The organism is Stenotrophomonas maltophilia, from assembly GCF_001676385.1.
Classification (GTDB): domain Bacteria; phylum Pseudomonadota; class Gammaproteobacteria; order Xanthomonadales; family Xanthomonadaceae; genus Stenotrophomonas; species Stenotrophomonas maltophilia_J.
This window is the reverse complement of sequence record NZ_LYVJ01000001.1, coordinates 188,730-206,232: the sequence shown is the minus strand read 5'-3', so window position 1 is coordinate 206,232 and position 17,503 is coordinate 188,730. Positions and strand designations below refer to the sequence as shown.

The 17,503-nt window shown below is 65.7% G+C and carries 11 protein-coding genes; 1 reads left to right on the top strand and 10 read right to left on the bottom strand.

Annotated features, from left to right (window positions below):
- Positions 1-230: 230 nt before the first annotated feature.
- Positions 231-3,455, top strand: coding sequence for a ribonuclease E (gene rne, locus A9K58_RS01080; protein WP_065197568.1), 3,225 nt, complete (start codon positions 231-233; stop codon positions 3,453-3,455).
- A gap of 114 nt (positions 3,456-3,569) precedes the next feature.
- Here rne and A9K58_RS01075 read toward each other — a convergent pair whose 3' ends face one another.
- The 10 genes from A9K58_RS01075 to A9K58_RS01030 form a co-directional block, all read right to left on the bottom strand.
- On the bottom strand, positions 3,570-4,463 hold the full coding sequence (locus tag A9K58_RS01075) for an endonuclease/exonuclease/phosphatase family protein (protein ID WP_065197567.1): 894 nt from the start codon (positions 4,461-4,463) through the stop codon (positions 3,570-3,572).
- 2 nt (positions 4,464-4,465) lie between these two features.
- Positions 4,466-7,636 (bottom strand): discoidin domain-containing protein, encoded by a 3,171-nt coding sequence (locus A9K58_RS01070; RefSeq protein ID WP_065197566.1) that lies wholly within the window; start codon positions 7,634-7,636, stop codon positions 4,466-4,468.
- Positions 7,633-8,469 (bottom strand): carbohydrate ABC transporter permease, encoded by an 837-nt coding sequence (locus A9K58_RS01065; protein ID WP_065197565.1) that lies wholly within the window; start codon positions 8,467-8,469, stop codon positions 7,633-7,635. The genes A9K58_RS01070 and A9K58_RS01065 overlap by 4 nt, the downstream gene beginning before the upstream one ends.
- Positions 8,466-9,347, bottom strand: a complete 882-nt coding sequence (locus A9K58_RS01060) for a carbohydrate ABC transporter permease (RefSeq protein ID WP_065197564.1) — start codon at positions 9,345-9,347, stop codon at positions 8,466-8,468. The genes A9K58_RS01065 and A9K58_RS01060 overlap by 4 nt, the downstream gene beginning before the upstream one ends.
- On the bottom strand, positions 9,344-10,684 hold the full coding sequence (locus tag A9K58_RS01055) for a sugar ABC transporter substrate-binding protein (protein ID WP_065197563.1): 1,341 nt from the start codon (positions 10,682-10,684) through the stop codon (positions 9,344-9,346). The genes A9K58_RS01060 and A9K58_RS01055 overlap by 4 nt, the downstream gene beginning before the upstream one ends.
- Before the next feature lie 4 nt (positions 10,685-10,688).
- A complete protein-coding gene (locus tag A9K58_RS01050) occupies positions 10,689-12,293 on the bottom strand; it encodes a glucoamylase family protein (RefSeq protein WP_065197562.1) in 1,605 nt (534 codons plus the stop codon).
- 231 nt (positions 12,294-12,524) lie between these two features.
- Positions 12,525-15,581: a TonB-dependent receptor gene (locus A9K58_RS01045; RefSeq protein ID WP_065197561.1), complete on the bottom strand. Its 3,057-nt coding sequence runs from the start codon at positions 15,579-15,581 to the stop codon at positions 12,525-12,527.
- A gap of 77 nt (positions 15,582-15,658) precedes the next feature.
- Entirely contained in the window at positions 15,659-16,696 is a 1,038-nt protein-coding gene (locus A9K58_RS01040; RefSeq protein ID WP_065197560.1) for a LacI family DNA-binding transcriptional regulator, read from the bottom strand.
- A gap of 149 nt (positions 16,697-16,845) precedes the next feature.
- Complete coding sequence (locus tag A9K58_RS01035; RefSeq protein WP_065197559.1) at positions 16,846-17,121, bottom strand: BolA family protein; 276 nt, start codon at positions 17,119-17,121, stop codon at positions 16,846-16,848.
- Positions 17,118-17,417 carry a YciI family protein gene (locus tag A9K58_RS01030; RefSeq protein ID WP_064239671.1) on the bottom strand — a complete coding sequence of 100 codons (300 nt, stop codon included), beginning with the start codon at positions 17,415-17,417 and terminating at the stop codon, positions 17,118-17,120. Before A9K58_RS01030 ends, A9K58_RS01035 begins: the two co-directional genes overlap by 4 nt.
- Between the last annotated feature and the right edge of the window lie 86 nt (positions 17,418-17,503).

Here is a 17,503-nt window from a genome sequence, read left to right as displayed (position 1 = left end):
CAACCGTGCTGAACATGTCCCGCGTGGCGCTCCAGCCTGGCTGACAGCTGCCTGCGGCCCTGCAACACCCAAAAACCATAAGAGTGAAGCGCTCCCGCGGCCTGCCGTGGTGTCGTAGCGCTGGAAACCCAAGCCGCCCTCCCCGCGCTTGCGCGAATGGGCGGCGAGCCGTATCCAGAGGCGAAACCCCATGGCGTTCCGCGCGGTAGCCGCTTGCGAGGAACGCAACAATGAAGCGAATGCTGATCAACGCCACGCAGGCTGAAGAGCTGCGCGTTGCCATCGTGGATGGCCAGTCGTTGTATGACATCGACATCGAACAGCCGTCGAAGGAACAGAAGAAGTCCAACATCTACAAGGGCCGGATCTTCCGCATCGAGCCTTCGCTGGAAGCGGCCTTCGTCGAATACGGCGGAGGCCGCCATGGTTTCCTGCCGCTGAAGGAAATCTCCCGCGACTACTTCCAGGCCGGCGTCGACCACAACAAGGCCGGCATCCGCGAGCTGCTCAGGGAAGGCCAGGAAGTGGTGGTCCAGGTCGACAAGGAAGAACGAGGCAACAAGGGCGCCGCCCTGACCACGTTCATCTCCCTGGCCGGCCGCTACATGGTGCTGATGCCGAACTCGCCCAGCGCCGGTGGTGTTTCCCGTCGCATCGAGGGCGAAGACCGGGCAGCGTTGAAGGACGCCCTGGACAAGCTGAACATCCCCGACGACATGGGCGTGATCATCCGCACCGCCGGCGTCGGCCGCGATGCCGAGGAACTGCAGTGGGACCTGGACTACCTGCTGAGCGTCTGGCGCGCGATCGCCGAAGCCGCACTGAGCAAGCCTGCGCCGTTCCTGATCTACCAGGAATCGCGATTGATCGTGCGCGCCCTGCGTGACTACCTGCGCGCCGACATCGGCGAGATCCTGGTGGACACCGAAGAGATGTACGAGCATGCCAGGGACTTCATGCAGCAGGTCATGCCGCAGAGCCTGCGCAAGCTGAAGCATTACAAGGATGACATCCCGCTGTTCAACCGCTTCCAGATCGAGTCGCAGATCGAAGGCGCCTACGAGCGCAATGTGCGCCTGCCGTCTGGCGGTTCGATCGTGGTCGACCAGACCGAGGCGCTGACCGCCGTCGACGTGAACTCCTCGCGCGCGACCAAGGGCAGCGACATCGAGGACACCGCCTTCCAGACCAACCTCGAAGCCGCCGAGGAAGTGGCCCGCCAGCTGCGCCTGCGCGACCTGGGTGGCCTGGTGGTGATCGATTTCATCGACATGTCATCGAACAAGCACCAGCGCGAAGTCGAGAACCGCCTGGCCAACGCTCTGAAGTACGACCGCGCGCGCGTGCAGGTCGGCCGCATCTCGCGCTTCGGCCTGCTGGAGATGAGCCGCCAGCGCCTGCGCCCGAGCCTGGGCGAGTCCAGCCAGATCGTCTGCCCGCGCTGCGACGGCCATGGCCGCATGCGCAGCGTCGAGTCGCTGTCGCTGTCGATCATCCGTGTCGCCGAAGAGCATGCGATGAAGGAAAACACCGGGCAGGTGCTGGTGCAGGCGCCGGTGGAGATCGCCAATTACCTGCTGAACGAGAAGCGCAGCGCCCTGCGCGAGATCGAGCAGCGGCACGAGGCTCCGATCGTGATCGTGGCCGACGAGCAACTGCACACCCCGCACTACACCGTGACCCGCCTGCGCGAGAACGAGCTGGGTGAGGAAAGCAGCAAGCCCAGCTACCAGCGTGGCACTCCGCGCAAGCTGCCGGTGCACGCGCTGACCAAGGGCCAGCTGAACATCCCGCCGCCGGCGGTGACCCAGGTCAAGCACACCTCGCCTGCCCCGGTGCGCGAGGAAGTGGAACCGGTCAAGGCCGTCCCGGCCCCGGTCGCGGCTGCGCCGGTGGCAGCGGCTCCGAGCGGCGGCGTGATCGGCTGGCTCAAGCGCGTGTTCGGTGGCGAGCCCGCGCCGGCGCCGGCACCGGCGGCCCCCGCCGCCCGCCAGCCACAGGACGGCGGCCGCAAGGACCGCAACAAGGATCGCAACAAGGACCGCAAGGATCGCCGCGACGACAATCGTGGCAATGGCGGCAACGGCAACGCGCAGCAGCAGAAGGACGGCGGCAACCGCAAGGACCGCGGCGAGCAGCGCAAGGATGGCCGCAACGGCAATAGCGGCAATGCCCAGCAGCAGCCGCAGCAGGGCAAGCAGAAGGATGGCCAGCAGCCGCAGCAGCAGAACAAGCCGCGCAACGAGCAGCAGGGCCAGAACCAGAACCCGCAGCAGCCGAAGCTGAAACAGCCCAAGCAGCCGCGCCCGCCGCAGCAGGACGGTGACAAGCCGGCCGAGAAGCCGCAGCGCAGCGTCGCTGAGGCCCCAGCCGAAACCGTGCCTGCGGCAGCTGCGGTGGCGGCCACGGTGATCACCGCCAATGCGGTGACCGCGCAGGAAGCGACCGCTCCTGTGGCGCCGGTTGCTCTGGTGGCTGCCGCTCCGGCGGACGCTGCGGCACCGGTCGACACCGCTGCCAACGCAGGCAATGAGGCCGAAGCCGTTGCCGTGACCGGAGAAGAGGTGGCTGCCGACACCAATGGCGAGCAGGCCGGTGAAGGCGCGACCCGCCGTCGCCGCGGCCGTCGCGGTGGTCGTCGTCGTCGTCGCGGGGGCGCCGAGAACGCTGCCGGCGGTGACGCCCTGAGCGATGACCAGGACGACGCTGACGATGGTGATGATGCCGACGGCGCCGAGCTGAACATCGACAACGCTGCCGGATCCGCGCCGGTCGCCGCTGCGCAGCCTCCCCGGTCGCAACCGGAATTCGACTTCGATGACGATGTCGAGCCGGCCGCTGCCGACGCCGGCAAGCCTGTGCGCGCCGCCGCGGCGGTTGTCGCGGCACCGGTCGCGGTGACGAGCAGCGCCGTGGTCGAAGCCGCCGCGCCCGCCGTGGCCGGAGTGCAGGCTACGGCCGACGCTGCGGCGAAGACCGAAACGGCGTCCTCGCCGGTGCAGACCAGCATGCTCGATGCGATCGACGCCGCGACCCCGGCCCAGCCGGTGGCCGCTGCCGCGCCGGCGATCGAGTCCATTGCCCCAGTGACCGAAGCAAAGCCGGTCGCGGTTGAAGCAGCCCCGGTGGTTGAAGTCGCTCCGGTGATCGAAGCGAAGCCGGTGGCGGTCGAGGCTGAGCAGGTGGTTGAGGCCAAGCCGGAGATCGTCGAAGCCGCTCCGGTGGTCGAAGCCAAGCCGGTCGTCGAGCCCGTCGTGGTCGCCGAACAGCCGGTCGCTGCGGTGGCAGTGGAAGCCGCGCCGATCGAGGCCGCTGCCCCGGTCGCCGAAGCCGTGGTGACGCCGTCGATCGACCCGATCGCCGATGGCCATGCCGACGCCGCAGCCCAGGCTGCGGAGGCCAAGGCCGATGAAGAAGACGAAGAGGCCGCCAAGCGCACGCCGCCGGCGAACTGATCGCTCTGATCGCGTGAAAACGAAACGGCGGGGATCAATGATCCCCGCCGTTTTTGTTTGTGCATCGGGCCGTATCGTGCCAGCCAAGGTTGGCACCTGCCGGAGCGTGCTCCGTCAGGGTTTCGGTGCGAACTGCAGGCGGGTCCACACGCCATAGTGATCCGAGGCCCAGCGGCCGCTGTCGTCGGGTTGATCGAACAGGATCTGCGCTTCCCGCGCGACCATCTGGTCCTGCTGGAAGAAGATGTGGTCGATCCGCGACGGCGCCTGGTAATAGTGGCGGTTCAGCGTACTGACTCCGGCCAGGTCGGTGTTGACGTGAACGCTGCCGTAGCTGTCCCCGTAGTGGCTGCGCAGCTCGCTCAGGTCGCCGGCATCCACCAGTGCATTGAAGTCGCCGGCAATCACCACCGGCGCCCCGGCCGATGTCGCGCTGATGAAGCGCAGCAGGTCCTCGACCTGGGTGCGGCGGATGCGCTGGCCATCCTCGTCGCTGCGCTCGTTGAGGTGCGTGGCGTAGATGTTCACCGGCCTGCCGTCGACGTCGATGCGCAGGTGCGCGACGGTACGGTAGTCGCCCAGCGGCTGCAGCAGGTGGTTGCCATGGGCCAGGATCGGACGCCGGGTCAGCAGGGCATTGCCGTAACGCTTGGGCGCCCCGACTGGATCGGTGGACACGAATACGTACCGGTAGCCAAGCTGGCTGGCCAGCCAGTCCGCCTGGTTGCGCACGTTGCGGCGCTGGATCACTTCCTGCAGGGCGATGGCATCGGGTCGCAGGCGCTTGAGCTCGGCGAGGATGGTACGGCGACGGCTCGGCCAGTCCTCGCGGTCATGATGCAGGTTGAACGTCACCATGCCCATGCCCGGTGAACTGGCCGCTTCAGCCGCCGTCGTCATGGTCGCTGGCTCTGCGGCCATCAACACGCCTGGCAAGGCCAATGCCATTGCCATTGCCAGCCCCAGGGCGCGCATCGATGTGCGCGCCCTCGCCCCCTGCTGCTTCATCGTTACTGTTGTCCCTTGCGTTCGGCGCGGCGCACCGCCCCCGGCACTTCGATCTCGATGCGTGCCGGCAACTGGTGCACGTGCAGTTCCCGGTTGATCCATTCGGCAGCTTCGCCATTGATCGTCGCCTGGCCAGGATCGCCCGCGTATGGCCATGGCAGCACGACTCCGCCGACCGGCGGCACCAGGCCCGGCTGCACGTCCAGCACCAGTTGCCTGTCACTGCGCTGCAGGCGGTAATTGAGCTGCCCCTGCGGTGTGCGCAGGCCCTGCACGGCAATGCCCTCGCCCGGCAGCCACGCCGTGGGCACGCCCGCAGCCAGCACCAGCGCGTCGTCCATGTCACGGTGATACGCGAACATGTCCAGTGCCGAGCGCACGAAGTCCGAGGCCACCCAGGCATGCGGCAGGTCACCGACGAAGAACGGCTTGCGCGGCGTGCGCGAGACCACTTCGGCCCACTGGTTCCAGGCCTGCGGCGCACGGTCCCTGAAGAAGAACTCGGTGGCCTGCCAGGCCCGTTCACGCCAGCCCAGGCGCACGAACGCGGCCACGTTGCGCCACTCGTAGGGGGTGTAGTCCCTCCACTCGCGCTTGCCATCACGGCGGGCCTCGAATTCCTTCCAGTAGCGCTCGAAGGTCGCTTCCAGCGCCTGCTCCGGCAGGCGGCCCTGCTCGCCGCCCGGGGCCAGCGCGATGGTGGTCGAGGTTGCGTCGAAATCACCCAGCTCGGCCGAACCTGGCAGGTAGTCGATGCGGTGTTGCTGCATCGCCGACAGCAGCGAGGCCTGCAGGTCGTCACGGAACTGGTCGCGCGATTCAGCCATCTGCAGGGCTTCCACTTTGCCCAGCTGGGCAGCCAGTTGCGCCGCGTCCTTGTAACCGCGCAGTGCCCAGAAATTGTCCCAGTACGAGTGCATCGGCTTGGCCGAATACCCCTCGTGGCTGATCGAGGCCGGCATCATCCCGTAGAACGCCGGGTTACGCGCACGATTCTCCTCGGTACGCTCGCTGGCACGCAGCTGCTCCATGTACCGGTAGGCACCCTGCACATGCGGCCACATCAGCTCGACGAAAGTGCTGTCGCCGGTGTAGCGGCCATATTCGGCAATGCTGTAGATCAGCTCGCCATGGCTGTCGTTCTCTGGTACTGGATCGCTGCCGCGTGCATCGACGCAGCAAGGTACCTTGCCGTTCTCGAACTGGTAGGGCGCATACCAGTTGATGTAATCACGCACGGCGTCGCTGCGGCCCATCCGCAGCAGCCCTTCGGAGATCATGGCACCGTCGCGGATCCAGCTGCGTGCATAGGAACGCGTACCCGGCTGGAGGCGTGGTCCGACCCGCGAAATCAGCATGTGCGCGACCGCCGTGCGCAGCGTATCGACCAGCGCCTGGCCGGCGGCAGGCACCTGCAACGAAACCACACCCAGCTTCTGCCGCCACTGCTCGGCCACCTGCGCCTGCGCCTTGGCCACATCCAGCGCCTGCGGTGCCCAGCTCCCGGTCTGCGGCAGCACCACTGCCACTTCGCGGCTCTGGCCGGGTTCCAGCTTGATCGTATACAGCAGCGCACCGGAAGCCATGCCGGTGCGGTCCTGCACCGCCGTGCTGGCCGGGTACTTCCCGGAGGCCAGATGCATCGCGTCGAGCTTGCCATCGAACGTGCTGGCGAAGCGGGCATCGGGTACCTGCAGCGGATAGATGCGCGGCTCGCCGTTGATGCGCACCAGCTGTTCACCCACGTCCAGCGCGTCGATGCGGCTGAAGCCCCCCACCGTATTGAGGAACTGGGTCGGCGGGTTGACCTGCCACGGGCGGATCGCCAGCGCCAGGGTGTATTCGTGCGCCACCTTGTCCGGATTGCTCAGCCGGTAGCGCCCGATCAACTGCGCGCGCTCCGGCGTGCCCTGCACGAAGCCGGTCACCGCCAGCCCGACCTTCTCATGCACCCAATCGACATTGGCGATGGGCAGATAGTGGTCCTGCAACGATTGGGTGATCGCCACATCGTTCCAGTCGAGCAGCTTGCCATCGAGGCGGATGAACGGTTCGATGCTGAAGCTGCCCTTGGCCGGCTCCAGCGCACCATCCTCGCTGATCAGTGCCTGTTCCTGGCCGCCATCGAGGCCAAGCAGGGTCCAGTAGGGCTGCTCGCCCACGTAGGCGCGCGGCAGGGCGCCACGCGGCAGGTCGGCGGCCACCGAGGACAGGAACGCGTTCGGCGTGGCGGCGAAGGACAGCGGCTTGAGCGCGATGTCCCGGATGCCGTAGCGCCAGTTCGGTCCATCCTGCAGGTCGAAGCGCACGTAGCGTGCGTCGGTATCGGGCAGCGCAAGCCAGTCACGGCCGCCGCCACCGCCCACCACCTCACGCACGGTACGCCAGTCGCGGCCGTCCTCGGACGTCCGCACGATGTAGCGGCTGGCCTCGAGATCGGGCAGCCAGTCGATCACCGCACCGCCGATCTCGCGGCTCTTGTGCAGGTCCAGGCTGATGGTCTGCTGCTTGACTCCGCCACTGATCCAGAACGTATCGCTCTTGCCATCGATCATCCGGCCCTGCAGCGCAGTGGCGGTGTCGGCGATCACCGAGGGCTGCAATGCCGAATCATCCTGCGGTGGCAGTCCCTGCAGGGTCAGCCTGTCGAAGCACACGGTACCGCGGCCACCGACCTTGCTGTAGATCGTGAACTCGACCGCTGCGCTGCGCGCCATCTCCGTCTGCGGCGATGGCCCCCATGCCTTGTCGATCTGGCGTCGGCGGTACTCGACCGGCGTCCATGCCTTCGGGAACCGGTAACCCGGGCGGTTGACCCACCAGACGTTGTCGCCGCTGGCGTCGATCAGCTTGAACTGAAGATCGTTGCCCGGCGAATCGCCCCGCAGCTGGAAGCCGAAGCGGTAATTGACCGGGTACTCGATGTTCAGCGCGCGACGGATGCCAACGTAGCCGGAGACATCGTGGAAATCGTAATCCAGGCACAGTGCGCGCCCACCGCCCGCGCCACTGACCGGCCGCAGCGAACCGCTGACCTGGTCGGACAGCACCAGCGTCCAGGCACCGATGTCGTCGAAGTCGTCCAGCACCTTCGGCGCCGGCAGTGCCGGGGGTGCGGCGATCGCCAGGGAGGTCCACAACAGGCCCAGTCCAACGGCGATCACCCGCTTCATCCCTTCACGCTCCCCAGCAACAGACCCTGGATGTAGTACCGCTGCAGCACCAGGAACAGGGCCAGCACCGGAACCACGGTAACCACCGCGCCGGCCATCATCATTTCCACGTCCATGATGTGCTCGCGCGAGAGGGTGGCCAGTGCCACTGGCAGAGTGTAGTGCTCCTGATCGGTCAACACGATCAACGGCCACATGAAATCGTTCCATGCGCCCATGAAGGTGAAGATCGCCAGGGTCACCAGCACCGGCTTCAGCATGGGCAGCACGATCTGGAAGAAGATCCGCAGCTCCCCCGCCCCGTCGATGCGCGCCGCTTCCAGCAACTCGTCCGGAATCGAGCGCGCATACTGGCGCACCAGGAAGATGCCGAACACGCTGGCCAGCGCCGGCACGATCACGCCGCCGAAGCTGTTGACCAGGCCCAGCTGCTTCATCAGCAGGAACAACGGCAGCATCGCCACCTGTGCCGGAATCACCAGCGCCGCCATCAGCACCTGGAACAGGCGTTCGCGGCCAACGAAGTTGAGCTTGGCGAAGGCGTAGCCGGCCATCGTGTTGAGCAGCAGCGAACCGAGGGTGATGCCCAGCGATACCAGCAGGCTGTTGGCGAAGTTGCCGCCCATGCCGGTGCGCGCGAACAGCTCATGGTAGTTGTGCGTGGTGACCTGCGAAGGCAGCAATGGCGGCGGGAAATGGCTGGCCTCGCCCTGCGGCATGAACGAGACCGAGACCATCCACAGCAGCGGTGCCAGGCTGACCAGGGCCAGCAGCAGCAACGCGCCGTTGATCATCCACGGGTACCAGCGCGACTGGCCGATTTCACGACTCATACCAACTGCCTCCTGCGGCCAAAGCGCAACATCACGGTGGTCACCGCCAGGATGATCAGGAACAGCAGGAACGCCACCGCGGAGGCGCGTCCCAGGTTCCACCACTTGAAGCCTTCCTCGAACATGAAATACAGCACGCTGACGGTGCTCTGCAGTGGGTCGCCGCGGGTCATCACGTAGGGTTCGGCGAACAGCTGGAAGTAGCCGGACACGGTAATCACGCCGACCACCAGCAGCACCGGGCCGAGCATCGGCAGGGTAATGTGCAGGAACTGCTTCCAGCGCGAGGCGCCGTCGATGCGGGCAGCCTCGTACAGGTCATGCGGGATCGCCTGCAGGCCAGCCAGGAAGATCACCATGTTGTAGCCGAAGTTCTTCCACACCGCGAACAGCATGATGGTGGGCATCGCCCAGTTGGGGTCACCCAGCCAGTCGATCGGGCTGATGCCGATCTGCCCCAGGCCGTAGTTCACCAGGCCGTAGCTGGTATGGAACAGGTAGCGCCAGATCACCGCCACCGCCACCAGCGTGGTCACCACCGGCGCGAACAGCGCGGTGCGGAACAGCGCCTTGAAGCGCGCGGCCGGTGCATTGAGCAGCATCGCCGCGCCCAGCGACACGCCGATCGACAGCGGCACCCCGATCAGCACGAAGTACGTGGTGTTCCACAGCGACTTCCAGAACATCGGCGTCTGCAGCAGGTCGATGTAGTTGCCGAGGCCGACGAAGCGCAGGTTGCTGCTGTCGGCCAGCGAGTACAGATCGAAGTCGGTCACGCTCAGTGCCAGCGCCGAGGCCACCGGCAGGCCGAAGAACACGCCCAGCACGATCAGCGAGGGGCCAGCGAAGATCCAGCCGGCAAGTGAAGTACGTTTCATCGCACGCTCCCGGCGGCCACGGCGCTGCTTGCTTGCGGCGACGGCACGCGCTGCTGCAGGCGTTGTTGTTCATGCATCCAGCGGCGCTTGGCCAGCACCTTGTCCACGCGCTGGTCCAGTTCTTCCACGGCCTTGTCCTGCGCCAGGCCACCGCGCACCACCTTTTCGGTGACGATGCGCATTTCCTGCACGATGCGTTCCCATTCGAGCACCTTCGGCGTCGGCTTGACCCGCTCCAGCTGGTCGCGGAACGCCGCAGCCAGCGGATCGTTGGCCAGCGAGGGCGCGTTCCATGTGCTCCGGCGCGGCGGCAGGTCTCCGATGATTGCGTGGAAGCGCGCCTGGATTTCCGGACGCGACAGGAATTCGATCAGCTTCCACGAAGCTTCCTTCTGCTGCGACCTGCGGAAGATCACCAGGCTGGTGCCTCCGGCGATGCCAGCGCCCGGGCCTTCTGGACCCGGCAGCGGGGCGGTGCTCCACTGCCCTTCCAGCTCCTTCGGCTGCAGCTTCTTGAACTCGCGGATGTTCCAGGGGCCGGAAATGTAGAACACGTTGAAACCGCGGAAGAACTCGTCCCAGACGTTGGAGATCTGCGTCTCGGACATCTTCGGAGCCCAACCCTGCTCGAACATGTTGGCGTAGAAGGCCAGCGTGCGGCGGAATCCGGGGCTGGCGAAATTGCCACGGGTGTCGTCGTCGCGCAGCAGCGGGTCGGGTTGCTGCAGGGCCAACGACAACTGCTGCTCGAATTCGTTGATCGGCATCAGCACCGCATAGCGATTCGGTCCCTGCATGCGCTTGATGGCCGCCATCTGCTCGTCCCACTCCTGCCAGGTGCGCGGCGGGTGGTCATAGCCGGCCTTGGCCAGCAGGTCCCTGCGGTAGTAGATCAGGCGCGTATCGACGTACCACGGCACGCCAACCAGCTCGCCGTGGATCACGTTGGTGTCCCAGATGCCCTGGAAGTAGTCCTTCGGATCGACCACGCTGGAGCGCTGCACGAAGGGCTGCAGCGGGGTCAGCGCATCGAGTTCGGCGAACTCCGGCACCCAGGTGTTGCCGAGCTGGCATACGTCCGGCAGGCCGTCGGCCGCGAACGCGGTCAGCAGCTTCTCGTGCGCGGCCGTCCACGGGATGTTCTGCACGTCGACCTTGATACCAGGGTTCTCCGCCTCGAATTCGTGGATCAGCTCACTGACCACTTCGGCTTCGCGCCCCATTGCCCAGAAACGTACGGTGGTGGTGCCCGGTTCGGTGCGGGCGCAACCCGCCACCGCCAGCGCGGCCAGGGCGGGCAGCGCCCAGCGGCGCAGTCGGTCGGTCCAGTTGGGCATCGGGTTACTTGCCCTGGCCTGTAGTGCGGTTGGCATTGTTCTTCTGTTCCTGCGCGGCAGCCGCGCGTGATTCGGCGATACCCACCGCGCGTGCAGCCGCGGCCTTTTCGTCCTTCTGCAGTTCCAGCGGCTGGAAGGAGCCTTCCGGCGCCAGCCAGCCACCACTGAACCCGGCCCGCTCCAGGCCCTTGCGGATGTACGGGTTCTTTTTCATCACTTCCCAGACGAAGTCATCGCGGTAGTTGGCGATCATGGTCAGGATCGGGCCCTGGTCGATGGCGATGTAATCGCTGGCGACCCAGCCGCGGTCCGGCACCAGGCGACCGGTCTTGATCGGGATGTCGTAATTGAAGCTGGGGTTGAACGAATCCAGGAAGCCGTAGCTGGAATAGATGTAGTCGCCATAGCGCTTGTGCATCTCCAGCGTGGCCGGGATCACCTGCTCGGGCGCGAACACCACCGAGGCGATCGCTGCGGTCGGAGCGATGGTGCCGTCATCGAAGTTCTCGCGCAGGCCAGCGCCGCGCGAGGAGTAATGGCGGAACTGGCGCTGTTCGCCACGGTATTCCTGGGTCGTGTTCTGCGGGCCATCGCTGGCGGTCAGGCCCCACACGTTCTCGCCGTAATCCTTCCACTGCATCGGGTTGGCGATGGCGTATTCGCGCTGGGCCAGCGCGGCCGAGCGGCTGTTGAGGAAGTAGGTGCTGCCGCGCTCGCGCATGTAGGCGTCCTGGATGTCGCGGAAATCGATCCAGACGTGGCTGTACTGGTGCCCGAACAGCGGGCCGAAGGACAGGTACTCCTGGCCCTGGTAGACCCCCCAGTCGTTGTCATAGGTGCGCGTCCACACGGTCCACGCATCCGGGCTGACCGGGTGCGTGGGCGAGCCCAGGGCGAGGATGTAGACCATCATCGCCTCGTTGTAGCCCATCCAGTCATGATCGATGAAGCCACTCTCCGGGAACCAGCCCATCGAGATCAGTGGCGCCCGCTGCTGCAGCCATGGCCAGTCGACCTTCTTGTACAGCGTATCGGCGATCTGACGGATCTCCTTCTCGCGCGGATCGTCACCGTCGTAGTACGACTGCGCAAACAGCACGCCCATCATCAGCAGCGCGGTATCCACCGAGGACAGTTCGACCCAGCTGTCGTAACGGCGGCCCTCCTGCATGTCCAGGAAGTGGTAGTAGAAGCCCTTGTAACCGGCCTTGCCGGTCCGCTGCGGGCCCATCGGCACGTCGCGGAAGAACTTCAGCGTGGTCAGGGTGCGGTCGATCGCCTGGTTGCGGCTGACCCAGCCGTTCTCGATACCGATCGGATAGGCCGTCAGCGCGAAACCGACCGAGGCGATGCTGGCGAACGGCCGTGACGGGTAGCGGTCCGGCGTCAGGCCATTCACTTCATTGGTGGTGTCCCAGAAGAACTGGAAGGTGCGGCGTTCGATGTCGTCGAACAGTGGCGGCAGCTCCGGCTTCATCGGCCGTGGCGGTGCGTCGGCCTCGATCAGGATCACCGGCGGGCGCGGCTTGGCGGGCTCCTGCTGGGCCGGCTTGCAAGCGGCGATGGCCAGGGTCATCGCTGCGGCGGACAACAGGTGGCGTGCCTGCATGGCGCGGTTCCTCCGGTGGACTGATCGATGGGAAAGCATAACGTCCAATGATCTGAAATCGTTTACAAGGCGCGCTCTTAAAAAACCACGAAAAACGTGGCCTGACACCGCGATCATTGCCCGGCAGCGGTTCCCTGTGCAATGGACCGGCGGGGCCGGCCATTGCGTCTTGCATTGACCGATGCCGCCGGCGGGCCGGCGGCATCGGGGTACTGCATCAGCCCTGCCCGCTTAGAAGCGGAAGCCCACTTCGGCCTTGACCTGGCGCGGCGTGCCGACGATGTCGCCGGTCTCGTTGTAGCTCGCGGTCAGCTTGCCGTTCTTGTAGTAGTTGTAGTTCGAGAAGTTGTCGAAGTTGAACACGTTGATGATGTCGATACGCGCGTACAGCTCGGTATCGCCCGGCATCTTGAACGTCTTGGTGGCCTGCAGATCGACCGAACGGTAGCCGAAGATCTTGCCACCCACCAGGAACTTGCCGTTGCCACCCGGAACTGCCGCCATCGGGGTCGGCAGATCGTAGCCATTGGCCTGCGGTACGCCGTACCAGTCATTGATCGCGGTCGGGGTGGCCAGGGTGATCTTGCCACCGAAGGTGATGCCCCAGAAGCCCGCGTACGAACCGGTCACCACCAGGCGGTGGCGCGGCGCGCCGTTGGAGCGGATGGTCGGGTAGTCACCGATCACGCCGCGGTCAAACGCGTAGTGCTCGTTGATGTCGCGGTTGTGGCGGGCGGTGGTCCAGGTATAGGCGATCGAGGTACCCCATCCGCTTTCCTTCGTGAACGGCTTCTGCGCCGACAGCAGGACCTGGGTGGCGCGGGTCTTGATGCCCTGCTGGCCGATGATCAGGCTGCCGAAGCCCGGTACGTTGCAGCTCCAGGCCTGGCCCAGGCCCGGCTTGGTGGCGCCACACAGGCGCGGGTCATCGAAGAAGTTGCCCGTCGGGTAGCGGTTACCCAGAGTGAAGGCGAAGCCATCGTAGGTCAGGGTGCGCGAAATGGTGGCGTCGGTCAGCCACTCGCCGATCTGGTTGCTCATGCCCAGGCTGAACTGGTCGGCGTAAGGCACCTTCAGGTTGTTGTTCAGCAGATCGACCTCCAAGCCGGCATTGCTGGTCGAACCGACCAGGCTCTGCAGGTTGCCGATGCCGTTGAGCAGGTTCGGGTTCCAGTCATAACAGGCAGCGTTGCCCTGGAAGCACTGGCCTGTGGCCGGATCGCGGAAGTAGATGGTCGGCTGCGGCAGAGCGAGCTTGGTGGTTTCCAGCTGCAGATAATCAAACAGATCGCGGTCGTAGGAACGGCCGGCACCACCGTGGATCACGTGCTGCTCGTCGGCATTGATATCATACGAGAAGCCCAGGCGCGGCTGCCAGGCATCCTTGAAGGCCTTGCGGTTGTGACCGTTGCTGATGTAGTCGTTGATGTTCAGGCCACTCAGCGCCAGCGTATCGGCATAGCTCTGGCCAGCCGCGGCGCGCGGGTCCTGCGCGAACAGCGCATTGACCACTTCCGGCGGGGTCACGAAGTCCAGGTAGGCCGGATTCTTTTCGTAGTCCCAGCGCAGGCCGAGATTCAACTGCAGATGATCGTTGACCTGCCAGTCGTCCTGGATGAACAGGCCGATCTGCTTGACCTTCGAGCGCACTTCACCGGACACCCCGGACACGCCGGTGACCGGCTTCACGAACTGTGCCTTGTACGGGATGCTGTCCGGGAAGGTCGGATTGTCGACCGTGTAGTAGAACTGCGGATTGATCTGCGCCGCATCGGAGGCATACAGGTCGATCTGCTTGTACTTTGCCCCCATCTTGATGGTGTGGTCGCCAGCCCACTGGATGCCGTCCAGGGTCAGGTTGTCTTCGATCGACCAGCCCTTCTGGCCCTTTACCTGTGACGACATCGCCGAGGAGCCGCCGATCGAGACGATCGGACGTTCTTCGTTGGCGCCATCCGGCGCGGTGTAGTTGAAGCCGTTGCCCAGGCTCAGCGGCTTGGGATTGTTGAACGAATCCTCATGAGTGACCATCAACTCGTTGTAATAACGCTCACCGCTGTGGTTCCAGCGCAGCGCGTAACGACGGTCGGTGTTCTTGGTTTCCTTGCCGTGCATCGGCGCGGTCTGGTCCGAGAACTGCTGCTGGGTTTCGTCACGGTCCTGGAAGGTCAGCTCCAGGCGATCATTGTCGGTCGGCTCGAAGTCGATCTTGCCGAAGATCAGGTCCTGCTGGAACGGCTGACTGGCCGGGCCGAGGCCGGCCTGCGCATCGGCCGGCACGCGGTCGACCTTGCTGGTCACTGCGCCATGCGGAGCGATGGTGACCGGCAAATCGAAGCGCTTGGCCTCATAGGTGACGAAGAAGTGGGCCTTGTCCTGGATGATCGGGCCACCCAGCGCGAAGCCGTACTCCTTCTCGGCCGAGACCATCTTCGACTTGTTCGGCTGGCGTTCGGCCGGAGTCATGGCGCGCATGTCTTCATCGGTGTAGCGGTAGAACGCTTCACCCTTGAACTCGTTGGTACCCGACTTGGTGGCGGCAGTGACGGCGGCGCTGGACACCTGGCCGTACTCAGCCTTGTAGTTGCCAGTGATGACCTTGTACTCACCGATGGCCAGCTGCGGGAACGGGTTGCCGGCGCTGCCGGACTGGCCGGCCACGCCGCCGCCCTTGACGTAGCTCTTCTGGCCCACGCCGTCGATGTAGACGTTGGTGCCGTCGGCATTGGTGGCGCCGCCGCGCAGCGAGGTGTTGCCCTTGGCATCACGGGTGAAGATCATGCCCGGCACCGCGTCGGCGAACTCCAGGAAGTTGCGCGAGACCTGCGGGGTGGTCTGGATCTGCTGCAGGCTGACGGTCTTGCCGACTTCCGACGTACGCACTTCCTGCAACAGGGTCGGCGCAACGACGTTGACGGTGTCCAGGTTGGTGGCCGCGGTCGCACCCGGCGTGCTGCTGGCAGCACCGGCAAAGTTGAGGGTGGCGGTCGAAGCCACGGTGACGGTGACCTTCTGCGACTGGCCGTTGGCGACCACGTCGTAGGTGCCCGGGTCCAGGCCCATCAGCGAGTAGCTGCCATCGGCACGGACGGTGCCGCGGCGGACGGTGCCGGTGGCGACGTTGGTGGCGGTGACTTCGGCGCCGGCCTGGGCGCCGGACACCTGGCCGCGCAGGCTGGCATTGGCCGACTGCGCCATGACGTTCGGGGCGGCGGCCAGCATCAGGCAGCTGACCAGTGCGGTGCTCAGCAGCCGGCGCGCCGGCGTGCGGAAGGTGGTATGCATCATCAACTCAATCTCCGGGTGGCGGTAACCGCTTGCGCGGTTCCTGCGATCAGTCAAGAAAGGAAGGAACGCCTCTGGCTTCAACGGCCGGATGGCGGAGTGGTGGAATCGCGAACTATCAAGCGGGGAACCAGGGTCTGCTTGTCCCCTGCCCCATCCGTGGAGGTGCCGTCCATCAACTGCATCAGGCGCGTCATCGCGCGGTCGCCCAGTTCCGCGATGCTGACCTGCATGGTGGTTAACGACGGGTGGACAAAACGTGCAAGCGGAATGTCATCAAACCCCGCCAGTGCGACATCGGATGGAACACGGACGCCGGCCTGGGTAAAGGCATAGAGGCAACCGAGGGCCATCATGTCGTTGGCGGCGAATACGGCATCGGGCAGCGTGCCGGCTGCCAGCAACTCCTGACCGGCGCGGTGGCCGGAAGCTTCGTCGAAATCACCGGGCAGCTCGATACCTTCAACGCCATTGCCAAAAGCCGCCAGCGCGTCACGGAAGCCGCGCAGGCGCTCGCGCGCGTCAAAGTTGAGGTCCGGGCCAGAAATGAAAGCGATGCGGCGATGGCCGGCATCAAGCAGGTGGCGGGTCATCGCCATCGCACCCGCGTGGTCGTCGATGCTCAGCACCGGGTGGTCCTGCCCGGGCAGATAGGTGTTGATCAACACCGTCGGCAACGACTGCGGCAGGTTGTCGGTCAGGAAACCCGGGCTCTCGGCGTAGGGCGAGAGCACCAGCAGGCCGTCGACGCGGCCGCGCATGGCGCGCAGGGCGGCGCCCTGCTGCTCCTGGTCACCGTGGTAGCTGGACACCAGCAGATGCTGGCGGCGGCGACGGGCGACCCCGTCGATGCCACGCATCAGCTCGGAGAAGAACTCGCCGTAAAGGTCAGGCAGCACCACGCCCACCGTATTGGTACGCCGGCTGCTCAGGCTGCGGGCGGCGGCGTGCGGGGTGTAACGCAGCCGCGCGGCCACCTCCAGCACGAGCTGGCGGACCGGTTCGGCGACATTTTCATGCCCGTTGAGCGCGCGCGACACCGTGGCCACCGAGACCTTGGCTTCGCGGGCGACATCCTTGATTGTGATAGCTGCCTTGTTCACGAAGCCGCCCTCCACGGCTTGGACCTACCAGCATTGGCGCGGAATGTAAGCGTTTCCATCTGGCCTTGTAAACAGTCCGTTAGGCGAATGTCCCGAAATGGACATGAAAACCTGTCCGTGGCGAGGCCCATGAAGGACCCGCCAGGACAGTGTGGGACAAGGGCTCAGCCCTGTTCTGACGGGGTCTGCGCGCGGATGGACAGCGCGTGGATATCGGTCTCCATCATCGCCCCCAGTGCGGCGTAGACCGCGCGATGCCGGGCCAGCGGGGCCATCCCGGCGAAGCGTTCACTGACCACATGCACGTTGAAATGGCCGCGGCCATCACGCGCACCGGCATGACCGGCGTGGCGATGGCTGTCATCCTCGATCTCGAGCACGCTGGGGGCCAGTGCCTGCTGCAGCGCATCACGGATCCGCTCGATCCGTTCCGCGCTCACGGCAGGACCTTGCGGAACGGCCGCACCTGCACATGGGTGTAGACGCCGGCGGCCACATACGGGTCGGCATCGGCCCAGGCCTGGGCCTGCGGCAGCGACTCGAACTGCGCAATCACCACCGAACCACTGAAACCGGCCGGGCCCGGGTCTTCGCTGTCCACCGCCGGGCACGGCCCGGCCAGCAGCAGGCGACCCTCGTCGCGCAGCGCATGCAGGCGTGCCAGGTGTTCCGGCCGGGCCTGCAGCCGCTGCGCCAGCACATCCTGGCCGTCATACCCTTCGATCACATACCACACCGGCATTTCCTCGCTTGCGTTGTCGGGGTCCGCCGATTCTAGCCAATCCGCCGCTGGCGCCGGCCCCGGCTGGACACTGGCCGGGC

Excerpts from the sequence above, each read along its gene's own strand:
- rne (WP_065197568.1), top strand. The coding sequence starts at position 231 with ATGAAGCGAATGCTGATCAACGCCACGCAGGCTGAAGAGCTGCGCGTT.
- A9K58_RS01075 (WP_065197567.1), bottom strand. The coding sequence starts at position 4,463 with ATGAAGCAGCAGGGGGCGAGGGCGCGCACATCGATGCGCGCCCTGGGG.
- A9K58_RS01070 (WP_065197566.1), bottom strand. The coding sequence starts at position 7,636 with ATGAAGCGGGTGATCGCCGTTGGACTGGGCCTGTTGTGGACCTCCCTG.
- A9K58_RS01065 (WP_065197565.1), bottom strand. The coding sequence starts at position 8,469 with ATGAGTCGTGAAATCGGCCAGTCGCGCTGGTACCCGTGGATGATCAAC.
- A9K58_RS01060 (WP_065197564.1), bottom strand. The coding sequence starts at position 9,347 with ATGAAACGTACTTCACTTGCCGGCTGGATCTTCGCTGGCCCCTCGCTG.
- A9K58_RS01055 (WP_065197563.1), bottom strand. The coding sequence starts at position 10,684 with ATGCCCAACTGGACCGACCGACTGCGCCGCTGGGCGCTGCCCGCCCTG.
- A9K58_RS01050 (WP_065197562.1), bottom strand. The coding sequence starts at position 12,293 with ATGCAGGCACGCCACCTGTTGTCCGCCGCAGCGATGACCCTGGCCATC.
- A9K58_RS01045 (WP_065197561.1), bottom strand. The coding sequence starts at position 15,581 with ATGATGCATACCACCTTCCGCACGCCGGCGCGCCGGCTGCTGAGCACC.